The organism is Okeania sp. SIO3I5 (genome assembly GCF_010672085.1).
In the GTDB taxonomy this organism is placed as follows: Bacteria; Cyanobacteriota; Cyanobacteriia; order Cyanobacteriales; family Microcoleaceae; genus Trichodesmium.
Genome location: NZ_JAAHHT010000017.1, coordinates 62,576 through 82,573, shown reverse-complemented (window position 1 = coordinate 82,573; position 19,998 = coordinate 62,576). Strand labels below are relative to the sequence as shown.

Annotated in this window: 18 protein-coding genes; 11 read left to right on the top strand and 7 right to left on the bottom strand. The window is 37.6% G+C overall.

Annotated elements, in window-relative coordinates:
* Positions 1-3,349: hypothetical protein (locus F6K40_RS06135; RefSeq protein WP_293132843.1), on the top strand; the 3,349-nt coding region annotated here is incomplete at its 5' end.
* Here F6K40_RS06135 and F6K40_RS06130 read toward each other — a convergent pair.
* Positions 3,264-3,851, bottom strand: coding sequence for a Fur family transcriptional regulator (locus F6K40_RS06130; RefSeq protein ID WP_293132840.1), 588 nt, complete (start codon positions 3,849-3,851; stop codon positions 3,264-3,266). The two genes, F6K40_RS06135 and F6K40_RS06130, sit on opposite strands and share 86 nt — an antisense overlap.
* A gap of 682 nt (positions 3,852-4,533) precedes the next feature.
* On the opposite strand from F6K40_RS06130, the gene F6K40_RS06125 reads away from it, so the two are divergent.
* From F6K40_RS06125 to F6K40_RS06115, 3 genes are all read left to right on the top strand, one after another.
* Complete coding sequence (locus F6K40_RS06125) at positions 4,534-4,896, top strand: DUF4212 domain-containing protein (RefSeq protein WP_293132837.1); 363 nt, start codon at positions 4,534-4,536, stop codon at positions 4,894-4,896.
* Positions 4,897-6,588, top strand: a complete 1,692-nt coding sequence (locus F6K40_RS06120) for a sodium:solute symporter family protein (RefSeq protein WP_293132834.1) — start codon at positions 4,897-4,899, stop codon at positions 6,586-6,588.
* 224 nt (positions 6,589-6,812) lie between these two features.
* The gene (locus F6K40_RS06115; protein WP_293132831.1) at positions 6,813-7,520 is read left to right on the top strand and encodes a Uma2 family endonuclease; all 708 of its coding nucleotides are present in this window, start codon (positions 6,813-6,815) and stop codon (positions 7,518-7,520) included.
* A 575-nt stretch (positions 7,521-8,095) separates the two neighbouring features.
* Here the strand turns inward: F6K40_RS06115 and F6K40_RS06110 are convergent.
* Positions 8,096-8,422 (bottom strand): hypothetical protein, encoded by a 327-nt coding sequence (locus tag F6K40_RS06110; protein ID WP_293132829.1) that lies wholly within the window; start codon positions 8,420-8,422, stop codon positions 8,096-8,098.
* Between the two features lie 154 nt (positions 8,423-8,576).
* Positions 8,577-8,978: a hypothetical protein gene (locus F6K40_RS06105; protein ID WP_293132826.1), complete on the bottom strand. Its 402-nt coding sequence runs from the start codon at positions 8,976-8,978 to the stop codon at positions 8,577-8,579.
* Positions 8,979-9,185: 207 nt separating this feature from the next.
* On the opposite strand from F6K40_RS06105, the gene F6K40_RS06100 reads away from it, so the two are divergent.
* The 4 genes from F6K40_RS06100 to F6K40_RS06085 all read left to right on the top strand — a co-directional run bounded on the left by F6K40_RS06100 (position 9,186) and on the right by F6K40_RS06085 (position 13,540).
* Complete coding sequence (locus tag F6K40_RS06100) at positions 9,186-10,559, top strand: helix-turn-helix domain-containing protein (protein WP_293132823.1); 1,374 nt, start codon at positions 9,186-9,188, stop codon at positions 10,557-10,559.
* A 391-nt stretch (positions 10,560-10,950) separates the two neighbouring features.
* Positions 10,951-11,241 carry a nucleotidyltransferase family protein gene (locus F6K40_RS06095; RefSeq protein WP_293132820.1) on the top strand — a complete coding sequence of 97 codons (291 nt, stop codon included), beginning with the start codon at positions 10,951-10,953 and terminating at the stop codon, positions 11,239-11,241.
* A complete protein-coding gene (locus F6K40_RS06090; protein WP_293132817.1) occupies positions 11,238-11,582 on the top strand; it encodes a HepT-like ribonuclease domain-containing protein in 345 nt (114 codons plus the stop codon). Before F6K40_RS06095 ends, F6K40_RS06090 begins: the two co-directional genes overlap by 4 nt.
* 263 nt (positions 11,583-11,845) lie before the next feature.
* Entirely contained in the window at positions 11,846-13,540 is a 1,695-nt protein-coding gene (locus F6K40_RS06085; protein WP_365670343.1) for a sodium:solute symporter family protein, read from the top strand.
* Positions 13,541-13,948: 408 nt separating this feature from the next.
* Here F6K40_RS06085 and F6K40_RS06080 read toward each other — a convergent pair whose 3' ends face one another.
* The gene (locus F6K40_RS06080; protein WP_293132814.1) at positions 13,949-14,875 is read right to left on the bottom strand and encodes a Uma2 family endonuclease; all 927 of its coding nucleotides are present in this window, start codon (positions 14,873-14,875) and stop codon (positions 13,949-13,951) included.
* Positions 14,876-15,326: 451 nt separating this feature from the next.
* On the opposite strand from F6K40_RS06080, the gene F6K40_RS06075 reads away from it, so the two are divergent.
* Positions 15,327-15,449 carry a hypothetical protein gene (locus F6K40_RS06075; RefSeq protein WP_293132811.1) on the top strand — a complete coding sequence of 41 codons (123 nt, stop codon included), beginning with the start codon at positions 15,327-15,329 and terminating at the stop codon, positions 15,447-15,449.
* 240 nt (positions 15,450-15,689) lie between these two features.
* Here the strand turns inward: F6K40_RS06075 and F6K40_RS06070 are convergent, their stop codons facing one another.
* Entirely contained in the window at positions 15,690-16,082 is a 393-nt protein-coding gene (locus F6K40_RS06070) for a hypothetical protein (RefSeq protein WP_293132809.1), read from the bottom strand.
* A 695-nt stretch (positions 16,083-16,777) separates the two neighbouring features.
* Here F6K40_RS06070 and F6K40_RS06065 point away from each other — a divergent pair.
* Positions 16,778-17,380 carry a COP23 domain-containing protein gene (locus F6K40_RS06065; RefSeq protein WP_293132807.1) on the top strand — a complete coding sequence of 201 codons (603 nt, stop codon included), beginning with the start codon at positions 16,778-16,780 and terminating at the stop codon, positions 17,378-17,380.
* Positions 17,381-17,428: 48 nt separating this feature from the next.
* On the opposite strand, the gene F6K40_RS06060 is transcribed toward F6K40_RS06065, so the two are convergent.
* Together F6K40_RS06060 and F6K40_RS06055 are read right to left on the bottom strand one after the other, a co-directional pair.
* Positions 17,429-17,623 carry a hypothetical protein gene (locus F6K40_RS06060; protein ID WP_293132805.1) on the bottom strand — a complete coding sequence of 65 codons (195 nt, stop codon included), beginning with the start codon at positions 17,621-17,623 and terminating at the stop codon, positions 17,429-17,431.
* Positions 17,624-17,630: 7 nt separating this feature from the next.
* On the bottom strand, positions 17,631-18,020 hold the full coding sequence (locus F6K40_RS06055; RefSeq protein ID WP_293132802.1) for a hypothetical protein: 390 nt from the start codon (positions 18,018-18,020) through the stop codon (positions 17,631-17,633).
* Positions 18,021-18,208: 188 nt separating this feature from the next.
* Here F6K40_RS06055 and F6K40_RS06050 point away from each other — a divergent pair, with 188 nt between their 5' ends.
* The gene (locus F6K40_RS06050) at positions 18,209-19,924 is read left to right on the top strand and encodes a tetratricopeptide repeat protein (RefSeq protein WP_293132799.1); all 1,716 of its coding nucleotides are present in this window, start codon (positions 18,209-18,211) and stop codon (positions 19,922-19,924) included.
* Positions 19,925-19,998 lie beyond the last annotated feature (74 nt).

The following is a 19,998-nucleotide window of genomic DNA, read 5'->3' as shown; positions in this document are numbered from 1 at the left end:
TTCTGGTCAAGTAGACACAAATGAAGTAACAGTTAACCGAGAGGAAAATATAGTCAAAAATAATCCGGAATTGTCAAAAATTGAGGTAGTTAAATCAGATGAAAGAGAATTATTAGATGGTGAGATTAAAGAAGAATCAGAGATGAGGGAAAATATCACTGATTTACTAAGTAGTGATGAACAAGAGAAGCCAAATATTCAAGGTCAAAACCAAGACGTAAAAAATCTCGAGAATAAACTAGAAGATAGATGGTTTGTTTCTGGTCAAGTAGACACAAATGAAGTAACAGTTAACCGAGAGAAAAATATAGTAAAAAATAATTCTGAATTGTCAAAAATTGAGGAAATTAAATCAGATGAAAGAGAATTATTAGATGGTGAGATTCAAGAAGAATCAAAAGCATTATCTGAAGAGGAAAATATCACTGATTTACTAGGTCGTGATGAACAAGAGAAGCCAAATCTTCAAGGTCAAAATCAAGAAGTCAAAAATCTCGAGAATAAACTAGAAGATAGATGGTTTGTTTCTGGTCAAGTAGACACAAATGAAGTAACAGTTAACGGAGAGGAAAATACAGAAAGAGATAATCCGGAATTGTCAAAAATTGAGGTAGTTAAATCAGATGAAAGAGAATTATTAGATGGTGAGATTCAAGAAGAATCAAAAGCATTATCTGAAGAGGAAAATATCACTGATTTACTAGGTCGTGATGAACAAGAGAAGCCAAATCTTCAAGGTCAAAATCAAGAAGTCAAAAATCTCGAGAATAAACTAGAAGATAGATGGTTTGTTTCTGGTCAAGTAGACACAAGTGAAGTAATAGTTAATCGAGAGGAAAATATAGTCAAAAATAATTCTGAATTGCCAAAAATTGAAGTAATTAAATCAGATGAAAGAGAATTATTAGATGGTGAGATTCAAGAAGAATCAAAAGCATTATCGGAAGAATCAGAGATGAGGGAAAATATAACTGATTTACTAGGTCGTGATGAACAAGAGAAGCCAAATATTTCAAGTCAAAACCAAGAAGTCAAAAATCTAGAGAATAAACTAGAAAATATATCGCTTTTTTCTGGTCAAGTAGACACAAATGAAGTCACAGTTAACCGAGAGAAAAATATAGTAAAAAATAATCCTGAATTGTCAAAAATTGAGGAAATTAAATCAGATGAAAGAGAATTATTAGATGGTGAGATTCAAGAAGAATCAAAAGCATTATCGGAAGAATCAGAGATGAGGGAAAATATCACTGATTTACTAGGTCGTGATGAACAAGAGAAGCAAAATATTCAAAGTCAAAACCAAGACGTAAAAAATCTCGAGAAGAAACTAGAAGATAGATGGTTGGTTTCTGGTCAAGTAGACACAAATGAAGTCACAGTTAACGGAGAGGAAAATACAGAAAGAGATAATCCTGAATTGTCAAAAATTGAGGAAATTAAATCAGATGAAATAGAATTATTAGATAGTGAGATTCAAGAAGAATCAAAAGCATTATCTGAAGAGGAAAATATCACTGATTTACTAGGTCGTGATGAACAAGAGAAGCCAAATATTTCAAGTCAAAACCAAGAAGTCAAAAATCTAGAGAATAAACTAACAGAAATAACTGAAACTCCGCTCGATAACTCATTAATATTGGGTCAAGTTCAGCAACTTCGAGAAACAGATATAGATATTAATACCCAAACTAACTATACTGTATATTTTCCTTTAGAGCTAACATTAGATCGAGCATCTTATATTGCTCAACCAGGAGAAGCATTAATTATATCTGGGCAGATAATTCTAGACAATCAAAATCAGAATATTCTATCTAATGAAAGTTTGAATAATCTGCCCTTAGATAATAATTTAAAAGGAAATAATACTTCCATAGTCAATGGAAACTTAAACATTTGTTTGCGTAATCCTCAAACTTCAGAAATTTTAATAGAAGTACAGCAAACTCTACCAGATCAAGCACCACCTATTATATTTGCCTGTACAATTAATCTGCCGGAAAAAATTAAAACTAATCTAATATTAGGAGAAATTATTCTCACAGATATTAAGAACATTCTAGCTAATAAATCTTTTACAATTACAGCTCCACTTCAGAATTGGTTAGCTGCAATTGATGATAATTTTGTTGAAGATGAGCATCAGGAAATGGCGCCTCCGAAAATAAGTTTGACAGCAAGAAAGTCAGAGCAAAAAACTCCTTCTTTTCTAGAATTAGTTGATAAAATTAATCAGACTCAACCAGAGCAAAAAACAGATCAAGAACAACCTTTACCACCACAAATATATAAACCTATTACAGGTGATTCAGATTCCGAATCATTAAAATTACCAACATTTGGAAATCCACTACCGGATAATGTGGCTAAAAATGCAAATCGGATTGATGATTTGTTAAAAAAATCGAATTCTATCACAAATTCAGATGAGGTAGATGATGTTTGGAGAGATTCAGATCGGCCTGAAGAAGACAAAAGTTCACAGGCAGAAATAGAAAAGTTAGAGTTAGAAACTGTTAACCAAGAAGAAGCATCTAATACTAAGCAAAATCTTGTACCTTTTCCCACAAAATTTACTCCTGCAAATAAGGATTTTAAGGCTTTGAAATTAGAGGATAGATTCTTTTCAAAGGCTTATTCTTTGAGCAATGATTCTGAATTATTGCAATGGATGAAAGCTTCTGCTTTGCAACCAATTCAGGAAAAAGATAAGGGTACAGAATTAGAGAATAAATCAGAGTCTAAGCAGAAAATTGAAATAGAAAAATTACAGGATAATGATTCTATAAGTGTCATGATTGATGATGAGGAATTTGCTAGTGACAATGATGATGAAATTAATTGGGAAGCGCAAGAATTTGTGGTGGAAGATGAACCAGTAGAAGAAATTTCAAACCAAAATAAACAATGGAATTTTGGTATAGGAAATATTTCTCAACAGCAGGATGAATCAATTTCGACACAAAGTTATATTCTACCTGATGAACAACCATTACCAGTTCCTAATTTAGAAGTTCTAGCTAAGGATGTCATTGCGGGACGAGAGGTAAAAGTTAGGGTGAAATTACCAGAAGGTTTGCCGAGGATTTATGTTAAGATTTGGGTTTACGATCGCCAAGCTCAAACAGTAGTAACTGGGCCACGTTGGTTAACTGATTTTATTCCGAATGGAATGGGGGAAGTAGAGGCAATTACAGAATTGGAGATTGCTTATGGTTGTTTGGAAGTTAAGTTTGAGGCGATCGCTGCAGAAGTCCAAACTAACCGGGAGAGTCATAAAGCTGTTGTTGAGCGTTTGGTAGTTCCTCCTCCTCCTCCAAAGTTGCCTTTTGATGATTTGAGTTAGAGTTGATTTCTAAGTTAGTTCTTGGGCAAGACCAATTGCTAGCTACTAAAGCAGGCCAACCTTTTCGTAAAGCTTCTATACAAATAGTATGAACTGTTAGTTGACAGTCTAACATTTCAACACCTTCTTTTTGAGCTTGCTTATGACTTATTTTCAGTATGGAATCATCATTAAACTCAAAGGTTTTATGACATTGAAGACAGACTAAATGGTGATGTTTACGAAGGTTGGGGGTGTTTATCTCATAATGTTTATGTCCTTCAGCTAATTCTAGTTCCCTTAAAATACCAACTTTTGTCAACAAATGTAGGGTTCGATAAACGGTAGATAAACTAATTTGTTCCTGTTGATGTACCAACATATTATATATTTCTTCTGCACTTAAGTGTTGGCCTTTAGGAAGACCTTGAAGCACTTGCAGGATAGTTTCCCTTTGAGGAGTTAAACGCCAACCTCTTTGGTTAAGTTCAGACTTAAGTTTATCATGGTTATAGAGTGACATATTTAGAATTTAGAATTTAGAATTTAGAATTTTTTAGAATTTAGAAGTAATATCATCATCTGCTTAATTCGTGATAAAAAAACTTTCTCCTACCACTCCTCCTGATATATTCTTTTTTCCACAACTTCTCTCTCCTGACTCCTCCCTAAGTTATTTATATAGCATTAGAATTTAGAATTTAGAAGTAATCCCTGACGCTCATTTGAGCATTTATCAAAATAATTAGGTCTAATATAAAATCCGGTTATACAGTAATCGCAAAATTACTTCCTCAACTAAAATATGTTAAGCATGAATACGAATTTAAAAATTTATGCATTTTCATTTCCTTTCTTACTCCTGTACGGGCGATTCGCTTGCTCGCCCCTACGACTCCTTACTCCTTACTCCTCAGTAATGTGACTTCCTTAAAAATGTCCTAACCTTTGCTTCGATTGCTATACCTATACATATATAGATATAGAAAATATATACTTATTGAAAGATTTTTGCAAGAGCTATTTATTAGTCATAAGTCATTATTTAATAGTCATAAGTTATAAACATAGAGCTTTTGATCAGATAACTTCTGACATTAGCAATATCGTCCAATTACAGCACTTTTCAGATTGATGAACCACATATTCACATTTCAAACCTAGTAGGGACGTTTCATGGAACGTCCCTACTGTGGTTTACTGAAATGAAAACCGCTGTAATTCAGATTTTGGGTAGAAAATCTGATAAAAATATCTATTATCAATCAAAAACTGAAAAAATGAACGAAGAACAACGTCGAGCATACTGGCGTGCTAATACAGCACTAATCAGAAACTTGCTAATAGTTTGGGGTTTAGTTTCAATTGTTTTTAGCATTTTATTAGTTCAACCCTTAAATACTATTCAATTCTTTGGTGTCCCTTTGGGTTTTTGGATGGCACAACAAGGTTCAATTTATGTGTTTGTAATCTTGATTTTTACTTATGCCATTCAAATGGATAAACTTGATAAAAAATACAACATGGACAAACTTGATAAAAAATCTAATACTGATGGGAGAGATTAAATGAGTGCAGAAGTCTGGACATTTATACTGGTGACAATTTCCTTCATGGGTTATCTGTACATTGGATGGCGATCGCGAGTCAAAGATAGTAAAGGTTTTTTTGTCGCCGATCAAGGTGTACCTGCTATTGCTAATGGTGCTGCTACTGGAGCTGACTGGATGTCTGCTGCCTCATTTATTTCAATGGCGGGGTTAATTTCTTTTTTGGGTTACGATGGTTCGATCTATCTGATGGGATGGACTGGCGGTTATGTACTATTAGCACTACTACTTGCTCCGTACCTGCGGAAGTTTGGTAAATATACAGTACCCGACTTTGTAGGCGATCGCTACTACTCGAATATTGCCCGCATAGTTGCAGTTATCGCTGCTATCTTTGTATCCATGACTTACGTTGCTGGGCAAATGCGCGGTGTCGGTATTGTTTTCAGTCGGTTTTTGCAAGTTGATATTGGTACTGGCGTTGTTATTGGGATGATTATTGTTGCCTTCTTTGCCATCTTAGGTGGGATGAAAGGCATCACTTGGACTCAGGTTGCCCAATATTCTGTACTCATTGTTGCTTATCTGATTCCAGCTATTGCTATTGCGACAAAGATTACGGGTATTCCCATTCCTCAATTTGCTTTTACTTTCAGCGATATTGTCGAAAAATTAAATCAGGTTCAGGTAGAGTTGGGTTTCCAAGAATACAGCGCTGCTTTTACTAACAAAACTATGCTGGATGTTTTGTTTATCACTATTGCGTTGATGGTAGGAACTGCTGGTTTACCCCATGTTATTGTTCGTTTCTACACGGTGCCTAATGTAAGGGCAGCGAGATATTCTGCTGGTTGGGCATTATTGTTTATTGCTATTTTGTATACAACTGCTCCTGCTTTAGCTACTTTTGCCCGATACAACTTAATTGATAGTTTGCACAACAAAACTGTGGAAGAAGTGCAACAGTTAGACTGGGCGACTAAATGGGAAAATACGGGGTTGTTAGAATTCAGCGATAAAAATAATGACGGTCGCTTTCAACTAACCCCAGATAAAGAGACTAATGAAATTAAGATCGACCGGGATATTATTGTTTTGTCTACTCCCGAAGTAGCTAAACTTGCTCCTTGGGTAATTGCGTTAGTGGCAGCAGGAGGATTAGCTGCTGCTTTGTCTACAGCATCAGGTTTGTTGTTGGTAATTTCTAGTTCCATTGCCCATGACGTTTATTATCGGATGATAGATCCAGGAGCATCCGAGTCGCGACGGTTAATGGTAGGGCGGATCATGGTAGGGTTTGCTATTGCCATTGCTGGTTATTTTGGAGTGAATCCACCAGGGTTTGTTGCTCAGGTGGTAGCTTTTGCTTTTGGTTTAGCTGCTGCTAGTTTTTTCCCGGCGATAATTTTAGGTGTATTTGATAAACGCACTAACCGGGAAGGAGCGATCGCTGGAATGGTAGTGGGTTTATTGTTTACTACTATCTATATTATAGGTGTCAAATTTGCCGGAATGCCAACATGGTTTTTCGGCGTTTCTGCTGAAGGTATTGGTACTGTGGGAATGGTGCTGAATTTTATTGTGACTTTGGTTGTGTCTCGGATGACACCTCCTCCACCTTTGGAAATACAAGAAATGGTAGAAGATTTGCGATCGCCTGTAGCTGTACCTGTTCCCATTAGCGATATTGGGGAGGAAGAGTTGGATTAAAATGGCTATCAGCTATCATAAGTAGAGCTAGAATCTAGGTTGGGTTGAGGAACCGAAACCCAACCTACGCTTATTACTGATAACTGATAACTGATAACTGAACAGGACTTACGCAGAACCACTATATCTAGTAGAGGGCGAATGCCATTCGCCCCTACACCCTACATAAGGTTTATAATTTGGTATTTTGCGTAAGTCCTGACTGAAATGACTTCGGTGAATTAATGATCCAGACAAAACTACCAACAAATACATGGGTAATAGCTACTTGGGATGAGTTTATCGAGATGACGGAAAACCATGTCTATCAAAAAGCTAAGTGCTATTACCATAATGAGCGGATCAGAATTGAAACTGTGCCAATAGGACCTGATCATTCCAGAGATAATGCAACTATTCTATTTGCAATTAATCTTTTTTGCACTCTCAAAAGTCTTGCTTTCAATAGTTTAGATAATTGTAGTTATAGGATGGTAGGAGTCAGAGAATGTCAACCAGATATCTCTTATTATATTGGGGAACGTGCGCGGTTAGATCCAAATGGAACTGCTATTGCTAATCTTGATACTACGCCACCACCAGATTTAGTGATAGAAATTGCTGACTCTACTTTAGCTGATGATATTGGTCAGAAAAGGTTGCTTTATGAGGAAATACAGGTGGCAGAATATTGGGTGGTGGGTGTACAAAAAGCAGAAATTATTGCTTTTGCTATTATCGATAATAATGGTAGCAAACGTATTAGAGAGTCGTTAGTTTTATCAGGGTTGAGTATCGCCACATTGGAAACTGCTTTAAGTCGCAGTCGCACGGAAGACCAAGCACAGGTAGGGGTTGGTTGTTGCAGCAGTTTTCATTTGGGTAGGGCGATCGGTTGCCATTTCAGCAGCAAAATTGTGAGGAACGAAATCCAATACAATATAGTCCAGTAGGGTGTGTTTTGCTCCGCGACATGAAAAGCGCCAGCGTAACGCACCCAAAATTAAGGGTGGTGCGTTAATGAAATGTAACGCACTCTAAAAGAGCGATCGCTACTCATCTAGGTTGGGTTGAGGCGCTCACACAGATTATGGCACGGATGCACAGATTAAGTAACACACCGAAAATCAACTGCAATTAGCAATATTGGGGAAGAGGAGTTAGATTAATTTAGACAGGACTTACGCATAAGCACCACATATTGTAGGGGCGATTTCCTGCGGAATGCTGCGCAAACACGAATCGCCCCTACAAATAACGTATAGTTCGACATTTTCGTAAGTCCTGTTAGAGAAGGAAGAAGTCTAGTAGGGTGTGTTAGCGCCAGCGTAACGCACCCAAAATCAAGGGTGGTGCGTTAATGAAATGTAACGCACTCTACAAGAGCGATCGCTACTCATCTAGGTTGGGTTGAGGAACGTTAGCGGAGCTTATCCTACGGATAAACCCAACATAATAGATATACAGTGTAGGTTTTTGTTGGGTTGCGCTGTCGCTTAACCCAACCTACAATCTGAATACCTACACACTATAATTTTTTTTCAATATCTATTTTATTTCTATTATTAACCATAAATTTTATAAAAAGGCTAACAATAAAAACAATTAATTCATATCCGCCAACAATGATTAGTAAGGCTATAAAACTGCCAGTGAGTGAGTAAGGTAAGCTGAAATTTTCTTTTGAACTTAATAGTTCATTTTTATATTCATCGAAGTTTGAAATATATTCTTTTTTATCTAGTAGTATTCCTTGATTGTATCTATCCAAGCTGTATTCTCTAAAGTAAAACGTAACAACAATTACTAATACTAAAAATACTATTACCCTAGAAACTAATTCTATCTTTTTCATTTTGTACTTTCTAGAAAAAACTAAGGCTATTTATCTATAAACTACTGCTTGAAATTTGAGTCGCTGCCATAATACCAAAACAAATATGAATGTTGCCATAATAGCTAAATTTATCATCAATTCATAGTTTTGTATTGCAGACCCCCCAAGACTACTAATAAATATAAATATCTGCCAAATAAACAAGAATTGTGGAAACATTGTCGTTTGATGAATTGCTGTTTGAAATTTCAGCCCCTGTCATAATACCAGCAAATATACCACTAAATACTATCGCAATATTCGTTGCTTTAGTTGCTAAAGTACCCTCTTTTGAGCGGAGTACAATAACAGCATATATAAATCCTCCTATAATAGCTAGACCTATTAAGAAGTCAGTGTTTTGCGTTGCAGCATTCCCAAGACCACCAATAAGACCACTAATAAGACTACTAATAAGACCACCAATAAAACTAAAAACACCTGTAACTGCTGCACTGGCAGTCCCAATATAACTAAAAATAGCTGTAAATGTGGCCACAATAGCCTGGAAAAAACGAGTTAAATTGTTGAGCATAAAATTACTACTTTACTTTTATTTCATTTCAAGTTGGAATTTTTTTTAATACCCACATACTAACGCTTTGCCTAGTGAAAAATTATTTAGCTCTGTCCATATTTTGTTTTAATTTCATCTACTTTTGTGCAAAAATGTTGAAAATGTACTAAACTGTTTTTAAATGTCAATAATAATAATACAAATAAAATCCTATCCCCTAACCCCATGAGTCTAGAAGAAGCCTTAAAAATTGCCGATAAAATAGTCTTTGAAAAAACAGGCCAACATTTAGATGATTTACAAAAAGCGGTATTGCAAGGAACTCTAAAACGCAAAAGATACAGGCAAATAGCTGAAGATTTTGACTACTCTGAAAGTTGCATTAGAGGTGTGGGTGCAGAATTATGGAAAATTATTTCGGAGGAATTAGGGGAAGATGTCAATAAATCAAATTTTCGTTCGGCAATGGAGAGGTTTCATAACTCTAATATTTTAAACTTTGCAGAAAATGTGAGCGGTAGTTTCAACATCTGTGAAAAAGAAAGACACTCCCTAGACACACTAAACTCACACCAACCTAACCAACAAACACCTCACCCCACACAACCCGCAACGCGACATCAAGACTTAGACGAAATGCCAGAATTAGGCGACTTCTACAACCGCACCACCGAACTTGAAACCCTAACCACCTGGATTTCAGAACAACATTGTCGCCTCATCGCACTTACGGGTATCATCGGTATCGGCAAAACCACATTAGCAGTCAAACTCGTTCAACAAATAAAAGATAATTTTGACTATGTAATTTGGCGCAGTCTCGAAACATCTCCCACTTTTGCCGAATTTCAAGCTGACTTAGTTCACTTGTTCTCCCAGTCTCAACCACAAAACTCACTGGAAAACAGACAAAAACCATTACCCCTAATCAAATATTTACAAAAGCATCGCTGCTTAGTTGTCTTGGATGACATTCATCACCTTTTCAGCAGTAGAGAATTAGCTGGAAAGTACAAACCAGGATACGAAGAATATGACTCCTTTTTCAAACAGATAGAAAAATTATCCCATCAAAGTTGCCTGCTATTAATAGGTTGGGAACAACCCATTAAACTGCTCCAACTCAAAAGCAAAAAAATTCCCATTCCTATTTTGCAACTGACTGGTTTAGATGTCGCCAGCGCCAGAGAAATACTCAGAGATTATGGTTTAACAGAAATTGACAATTCGGAAAAACTCATTCACCTCTATCAAGGCAACCCTTCATGGTTAAAAAGTGTGGCAACTCAAATTCAGGAATTGGAAGAAAATTTGATTGAGTTATTGCCCGATGATGCAATTTTATTACCAGAAGATTTAAAAGATAATTTACAACAACAAAGCGATCGCCTCTCCCAACCAGAAAAACAAACTCTGTCACTCTTAGCAACAAAAAATCAACCTATTAGTCTGGCGCAACTGCTAGAAACTACACAAACATCACCATCAGATTTACTCAACACATTACAATCTTTGTATCGACGTTCCCTCATCGAAAAACAAGAAAATCTCTATAGTGTGCCACGTGTACTCAGGGAATATTATATAGAATCCAATTGAATAGTCGTCATTGCGACGATAGGAAGTAATCTCCTAAAACCCTGAGATTGCTTCCTTCCACGGAGTGTAAGGCGCAATGACTTGGATATAGTAATTATCCCGATTTTATATTATACCATTTTAATCAGGACTTACGTAGAGGAACCCAGAAACCCGGTTTCTCGTATATATTTATTGTCAGAAACAATGATTTAGCGTAGAAACCGGGTTTCTTTGCGTAAGTCCAATTAATAAAGTTACAACATGAATCTTAATTCTTAAGTCCCCCTTACCAAGGGGAGTTGGGGGGATATAACTAAGTAGAGAGCTTTAACAAATTGGTATTACAGAAAGAGTCAAGCAAATCTCAATATGGTATAATTACTAGAAAAATCAAATCCCTATTTAAACTATGAAAATTAGAGAGATTCTACAACAAAAGCGGGAAGAAATTCTCAACCTAGCTGCTCAACATGGAGCATCGAATATCCGAATATTTGGTTCAGTTGCACGAGATGAAGAGCGAGAAGATAGCGATATAGATTTTCTTGTGGATATGGAAAGCGAGCGCAGTTTACTAGATCGTATTGGTTTAATTCAAGATTTAGAAGATCTTTTGGGGCGAAAAGTAGATGTGGCAACTGTTAAAGGATTACGCGAGTCTTTCCGAGAAAGAATTATGAGCCAGGCGATACCCCTATGACAGATGATAAAGTGTATTTACAAGATATCCTCGATCGCCTCAGTCGCATTGAGGTTTACACAAAAGGAGGAAAAACAGAATTTTTACAATCATCTTTGATTCAAGATGGAGTGATTCGCTGTTTTGAAGTGATAGGAGAAGCAGTCAAATTGCTTTCTCCCGAATTAAGACAAAGTTATTCAGATATTCCCTGGCGAAGAATTGCTGGATTTCGAGATGTCTTGATTCATAACTATGCTGGAATAAACTTGGACGAAGTTTGGAATGTAGTAGAATATAACTTACCAGACTTAAAACCGAAAATTGTACAAATTTTATCGGAAATAAATAATGGGACTTGAAAATGCAAATCTATATGCAGTGAGTTCCGCTTTCCTCAAAAAACGGTGCGTTACGCTTTCCTGCGGAATGCTGCGCAAACGCTAACACACCCTACTGGACTGTTTCATCTTAAATGATGCAATAGGAAATTGGCCTGAGATTGCTTTCCTGACGGAATGCTCCGCAAACACTGCCGTTCGCAATGACAATTCTAATGCACTATTTTAGGTGAAACAATCCACTACCAGACTCCTTCTTCCTATAACCCGTACAACCACTATTTATGATGAATACAGAAATTTGGACATTTATTTTCGTAACAATTTCCTTAATGCTTTACCTGTACATTGGATGGCGATCGCGCGTCCAAGATAGTCAAGGTTTTTTCGTCGCAGATCGAGGTGTACCTGCAATTGCTAATGGTGCTGCCACAGCAGCGGACTTTATGTCTGCAATTTCATTTATTTCTATGGCAGGAGCACTGTCAACTTTAGGTTATGATGGTTCTTATTATGTATTAGCAGCAACAGGAGGTTATATACTCTTGGGATTACTGCTTGCTCCATATCTGCGAAAGTTTGGTAAATATACTTTACCAGATTTTATAGGCGATCGCTACTACTCTAATATTGCTCGGATCGTTGCGGTTATTGCTGCCCTGATTATATCTATAACTTTTGTTGTCGGACAAATGCGAGGTGTAGGTATTGTCTTCAGTCGATTTTTGGGAGTCCCCATTGAAGTTGGTGTTGTCATCGGTATGGTTATAGTTGCCTTCTTCGCAATCTTAGGAGGGATGAAAGGCATTACTTGGACTCAGGTTGCTCAATATTTTATACTTATTGTTGCTTATTTGATTCCAGCTATTGCTATTAGCAATATTCTGACAAATATTCCGCTCCCACAATTCGCTTTTACCTTTGGTGATATTGTAGAAAAACTCAATCAAGTTCAGGTTGACTTAGGTTTTCCCGAATATACTGTTGCTTTCACCAAAACAACCATGCTAGATTTTTTATGCATAAGTATTTCTGGCATGGTTGGTGTTGCTAGTTTACCCCACGTTATTGTTCGTTTCTATACTGTGCCTAACGTGACAGCAGCTAGGTATTCTGTAGCTTGGGCATTATTGTTTATTGCCGTTTTTTCGACAACCGTTCCCACTTTAGCTGTTTCTGCGCGATACAACTTAATTGATAGTTTACACAACAAAACTGTAGAGGAAGTGCAACAGTTAGACTGGGCGACAAAGTGGCAAAATACAGGTTTGTTAGAATTCAGTGATAAAAATAATGACGGTAGTTTGCAGTTGACTCCAGATACAGAGACTAATGAAATCATTCTCGATCCGGATATTATCACTCTTTCTACACCAGAAGTAGCAAAACTCGCTCCTTGGGTAATTGCTGTAGTAGCAACAGGAGGATTAGCTGCTGCATTGTCTACTGCATCGGGTTTGTTATTAGTAATTTCTAGTGCCATTGCTCACGATATTTACTACCGCCTAATTAACCCAGAAGCATCAGAGTCACAAAGATTAATGCTCGGCAGAATAATGGTAGTATTGGCGATCGCCTTTGCTGGTTATTTCGGCATCAATCCCCCCGGTTTTGTAATTGAGATAGCAATTTTGGGAATTGGTGTGAGTACTGCTACTTTTTTTCCAGCAATTATTTTGGGAATTTTTGATAAGCGAACTAACCGGGAAGGAGCCATAAGTGGTATGATCGTTGGTTTAGTATCCATAACTATCTATATTGTTGGTGTAAGATTCTATGGAATGCCGACATGGTTTTTGGGGTTGTCCGATCAAGCGTTCGGTACAGTAGCAATGTTATTGAATTTTGTTGTGACTTTCGTAGTATCTCGGATGACAGATCCTCCACCATTGGAAATACAAGAGATGGTAGAAGAGTTGCGATCGCCTTTCGCTGCACCTGCTCCAATTAGCGATATTGGGGAGGAACAGTTAGATTAAATTAAGGAAGTACCAGTAGGGTGCGTTACATTTCATTAACGCAGCGCCATCTAAAATGGTGCGTTACGACGGATTTTCAAATGCTTTTCACAGTCGAAATTTTAGCCGTCTAACGCACCCTACTAAACTGATTAATTACTTTCCGCTCAAGATGCAGGAATACTAATGATCCCATCAAATTTCGTGAGAGTGAAAAACAATCATCAGGATTATAAACCCGGTTTCTGGTTTGGATGTTTCAACAATTAATAATTAACAATTAACAATTAATAATGCAAGAATTATTTAATTCAGGACTTACGCAAAATATCAGAGAAAATACTATCTGTAGGGGCGAACGGCCGTTCGCCCCTACTATATATGGTGGTTCTGCCTAAGTCCTGTTAATTATTAATTATTAATTATTAATTATTCATTATTCATCACTTCGTCAACATTTAAACCCAGAGTTTGTGCTACTTGTTCCACACTCATTCCCATTGCTAATAATTGAGGAATAGCATTTCTTAGTCTTTGTTCTGTTTGCTCTACCCGTTGGTTTGCTTGTTCTGCCCGTTGGCGTTCTTGTTCTGCCCGTTGGTCTGCTTGTTCTGCCCGTTGGTCTGCTTGTTCTAATTGGTTGGCAAGGCGATCGCCACGAGCTTTTTCTATTTCTTTTCCTTCTGCTCCTGTTAATAACAAGTTACCTTCAGAGTCCCACCAGCGTAACCATAATTGAGTTTGATTTTGATAGGAACCTTCCCATTTTCCTAATTCTATTCCTAGGGGTTCTATCAAATAGTGACCGCGTTCATTAGGAGACATCTGGCGATAAGAGTTATTCTCTAAATGATACATTTCTAAGTTGCCTGTTTTCACGATATATATTCCGTAGTAAGCTATTTGGATAATCTGTTCGTAGACCCAAAATTTTCCTGGTTTGATTGTTTCACCATCCTCGGAAACTGACAAAGGTGTTTTGTCTAATTCTTCTGTTCCATCACCACTGGCAAATTCTATAGCAATTAAAGGGGGTGTGGGTTCTTGCCACAGACAATAGGAGCGACGAAATTCACCGTCTAATAGTGGTGGTACATTGGGAACGTAAAACCAATCTGGTGCTTCTGCACCTTTTTCGGGGGGTTCTGTTTGTCGCCAATAGATACCACTATCTTGTCCGATGGCATAGTTTCCATCTGGGTGTCGCTGTTGTAAAATTGCTCCGATGGAGTCAGTTAAAAGGATACTTTGGGGATGTTCCTGGAAATTTTTCACAAAGGTGCCGTCTTCATCTGGTAATTGAGTATGATCGAGAAAGGGTTGGGGTACGTCTATTTTGATTTTGGCGTGAGTCATTTCAGTTATCAGTTATCAGTTATCAGTTAATCTAGATTTTACCATAATTATATGGAACTTGACAGCACTTTTCAGATTTACAGACTATAAAGTAGGGACGTTTTCCGCTAATAGCTGACATCTAAGGGCGAATGCCATTCGCCCCTACAAGCGATTGCGACATGTTTGCGGAGCATTCCCTATAAGAAAACGCATTTTTGTTATGCAACGTCCGTACTAGGTAGGGACGTTGCATGCAACGTCCCTACTCTGTAGGGGGAAAGAATTGATAATTTATGCGAGATAATTGATTTGATTTTTGATTATCGGAGATGTCTATTTGATTATTTTAATATGCTTAAATTTTACCCAATTAACAAAGAAAGGAAATTTAACAATAAAACTATCTTAGAAAGCAACGCAATTTATTCTTGAGGCAATTGAAAATCAAATTGCTACCCATCAAAAACGTTTGGATGAAATTGATAATATAAATGAGGATGAGGCATCAGATATTGGCAATGATTGTGTTTTTTTAGAGGCACTTCGTAATGATTTGTTAGAGACTGTGCAGTCAGGAAAATTGCCTGAATAAATAGGAAATGTTGAGTCAGAGTTGGGGAGTTGATCTTGGCAGGAATTAGTTGAATTTATTCGGGAATTATCTATTAGCGATCGCTTGTTTTTGGTAGATGAAATTAACAAGTCGATTCGGGAGGAAATTAGTAGTGCTAAAGTAGCGAATGCTTCTGTTTGAGCGGGGTGGTAGTGGGAGCATCTTGCTCCCGTACTTGGGAGTTTATCTTGGCAGGAATTAGTTAAATTTATAGGGGAATTATCTATTAGCGATCGCTTGTTTTTGGTAGATGAAATTAACAAGTCGATTCGGGAGGAAATTAGTAGTGTTTAAAGTGGCGAATGCTTCTGTTTGAGCGGGGTGGTAGTGGGAGCATCTTGCTCCCGTACTTGGGAGTTTATCTTGGCAGGAATTAGTTAAGTTTATTGGGGAATTATCTATTAGCGATCGCTTATTTTTGGTGGATGAAATTAACAAGTCGATTCGGGAGGAAATTAGTAGTGCTAAAGTAGCGAATGCTTCTGTTTGAGCGGGGTGGTAGTGGGAGCATCTTGCTCCCGTACTTGGGAGTTTATCTTGGCAGGAATTAGTTAAGTTTATTGGGGAATTATCTATTAGCGATCGCTTATTTTTGGTGGATGAAATTAACAAGTCGATTCGGGAGGAAATTAGTAGTGTTTAAAGTAGCGAATGCTTCTGTTTGAGCGGGGTGGTAGTGGGAGCATCTTGCTCCCGTACTTGGGAGTTTATCTTGGCAGGAATTAGTTAAGTTTATTGGGGAATTATCTATTAGCGATCGCTTGTTTTTGGTAGATGAAATTAACGAGTCTATTCGGGAGGAAATTAGTAGTGTTTAAAGTAGCGAATGCTTCTGTTTGAGCGGGGTGGTAGTGGGAGCATCTTGCTCCCGTACTTGGGAGTTTATCTTGGCAGGAATTAGTTAAGTTTATTGGGGAATTATCTATTAGCGATCGCTTGTTTTTGGTAGATGAAATTAACGAGTCTATTCGGGAGGAAATTAGTAGTGCTAAATTAGCGAATGCTTCTGTTTGAGCGGGGTGGTAGTGGGAGCATCTTGCTCCCGTACTATAGTAATTTAGTCAATCCTCTCCCTTTTAGGGATAGATAATTATCCATTATCCATTAATGAACGTAGGGGTTTGGTCTCCATATCCATTATGTGCTTGGGTTTAGATACTAAACCCCTACAGTTTTTTTCACAAATCATTTAGGATGACTATATCCTATTAGCATTACTATGCAGGACTACCGCTAATTCGAGCCGGCAGTTAGAGGAAAAAATTGTATATAATTACTATATCTTTGTGAGTAAAGGAGTGCTATATATGAATTTTCAATTTATCAAACAATGGGCGACTATTGGTTGCTTTAGTTTAGCTGTAATTTCTGGTCTAATTCAAAATAGTCAGGCCCAACAAAGTGGAGGTAAGGCTAGTTTTTTCTGTGGTACTGATGAGGGTAAACCTGCTACTATTGTACGAGTGCCACAAAGGAATGGCAAGACTACTTTAAGAACTTTAATTATCTGGGAAATTGATGATTTTAAAGGGTATCCTCCTGAAAAGCGTTGTCCTCTCGTTTCTCAAAAATTTCAAGATAATCAAAATACGGGTGATTTGAAATATATTGTTTCTGGTAAGGCAAATAATTCGCCAGTATTATGTGCTTCTAAAGAAAATTATAATTATATTGCAGATTGTCCCGATCCTAATGTTTTGATGACTCTTTTACCAGGGGATGACTCCCAAGAAATGATTAGAAAACTTGGAGAACTACAATATAACTCAGTTGCAGCGCTGAGACATTCATCAGATGAAGTGTTGGTTAGTAATGGAAATTTACAGGCAATTAATGTGAATAAATGGATAGATAATTCTCTAGAAACTAACACTCAAGAAAGTAATAAATGTGCTTGGGGATGCGAATAATCAGAAGTTAGAAATTGTTAGGGCAAAATTTGTAGTGGACTGTTTCACCTAAAATAGTGCATTAGAATTGTCATTGCGAACGACAGTGTTTGCGGAGCATTCCGTCAGGAAAGCAATCTCTAGAGAATTTCCTATTGCATCATTTAAGATGAAACAGTCTACTAGAATAAATTGTTTTTTAACAATAAATGTTGGGCAGAAACTGGGTTTCGGTGGTGGTGCATTGTCATTATATATACTCATTTGGTATCTATAATTTATTACTTTTAGGTTTAAGTGGTTGTGAAGGCCTCAACCAAGATGTCCCAAACCTCAACTGAGACGTTTCAAACCTCAACTGAGACGTTTCAAACCTCAACCGAGACGTTTCAAAGGCCAACCGAGACGTTTCAAACCTCAACTGAGGCGTTTCAAAGCCCAACCGAGACCTTTCAAAGCCCAACCGAGACGTTTCAAAGCCCAACTGAGACGTTTCAAAGGCCAACCGAGACGTTTCAAACCTCAACCGAGACGTTTCAAAGGCCAACCGAGACGTTTCAAAGGCCAACCGAGACGTTTCAAACCTCAACCGAGACGTTTCAAAGGCCAACTGAGACGTTTCAGACGTTTCAAACGTCAAATGATAGGTTTCAAGTCTCAACTTCCTCAAAAGATACTAAATGGATTCTATAGTATCTTTGCGTAAGTCCTGACTTATTTAGAGTATTTTGATAAAGTTTTGGTGTTGCTATGGAAAGTAATAAGCGATCGCCAATATAAACTTACGACTAATAAGGATTTCAATCTTTGGCGATTCCTAGTGGTTCTTTAAACAAAACAATAACTATAATGAAATATATCATTAAACTAACAATTATACTAACAACATTCACCCTGGTTAGTTGCGGTGAAAAAACTGTTGAGAACCGACAATCATCACAACCAGAACAACCAATTTTGACTGCTACAAAATCAGGTACTTCTAAAAATCCTTTTGCTTTAAATAGATTGGCAAAACAAACGGTGGTTGAGATTGTCAGCGAGAGTTTTTTGACGGGAGGTGATAAATATATTCCGGAAGGTTCGGGAGTAATTATTGGTAGAAAAGATTCCACTTATTATGTGCTAACTGCTAATCATATTTCTGATATTGATGACGGACTTTCGGTGTTTATTCGCAGTGAAAAACCAGGGGAAGCAGGAGAAGTATTGCCTCTAAAATTTATCAAGCGTTACCCACGGGAAGATTTGGCAGTGGTGGCGTTTGCTAGTCTGACTGATTATGAGGTGGCGGAAGTGGGGGAGGCGAGTTTGCTAGATGATGACAATCAAGTTTATGTGGCGGGTTGGCCTGGAGCTGAGAATAGGCAGGGTTTTCAGTTTACTCCGGCTAAGGTGACTAACCCACGAGCAGGAAATAATTTGAATTATCAACCTACTGAACCTGGTGAGGATGTTTATCAAGGTATGAGTGGGGGAGCGGTTTTGAATGAGGCGGGGCAGTTGGTGGGTATTCATGTGGGGTTGACGAGAGTTGGTGGAGATGGGGAGGGGGTTTTGATTTCGACTTTTTTGCGGGAGGTGTCACCGGAGGTTGAGGAGGTTTTGGTGAGGGGAACTCCTGTTGCGACTATAGAAAATGAGGTTGTGGAAAATGTTGATAATGTGACTCCATCTCAAATCAAGGATGCTGAAAGTTACTATGATAGAGGTGCTAAACATTATAAACAGGGAGAATATGAAAAGGCGCTCGCTGACTTTAACCAAGCTATTCAACTCAATCCAAAGTTGGCTAAAGCTTATAATGACAGGGGTATTGTTTACCGTAAGCAGGGAAAATATGAAAAGGCGATCGCTGACTATAACCAAGCTATTCAAATCAATCCCGAAGACGCTGATTATTACAATAACAGAGGTATTGTTTACAAAAAACAGGGAGAATATGAAAAGGCGCTCGCTGACTACAGCCAAGCTATTCAACTCAATCCTGAATATCATTACGCTTACTATAACAGGGGTATTGCTTACGATGACCTAGGAGAATATGAAAAGGCGCTCGCTGACTATAACCAAGCTATTCAAATCAATCCCGAAGACGCTGATTATTACAATAACAGAGGTATTGTTTACAAAAAACAGGGAGAATATGAAAAGGCGCTCGCTGACTATAACCAAGCTATTCAAATCAATCCCGAAGACGCTGATTATTACAATGGCAGGGGTAATGTTTACTCTGACCAGGGAGAATATGAAAAGGCGCTCGCTGACTATAACCAAGCTATTCAACTCAATCCTAAATATCATCATGCTTACAATAGCAGGGGTCTTGTTTACTATAACCAGAGAAAATATGAAAAGGCGCTCGCTAACTATAACCAAGCTATTCAACTCAATCCCAAATATTCTAGTCCCTACTATAACCGGGGTCTGATTCACAAGCGTAACAAGAATACTGAAAAAGCCATATCAGACTTTGAAAAAGCTGCCGAGTTACACAAACAAGAAGGAGATAAAAAGTGGTATCAAAACTCTCTAGATAAACTCAAAGAATTACGAGGAAATTAGTATTCGTAGGTTGGGTTGAGGTAACGAAACCCAACATAAACCTAACGCATAAAGGTATGAGTTGGGTTTCACTT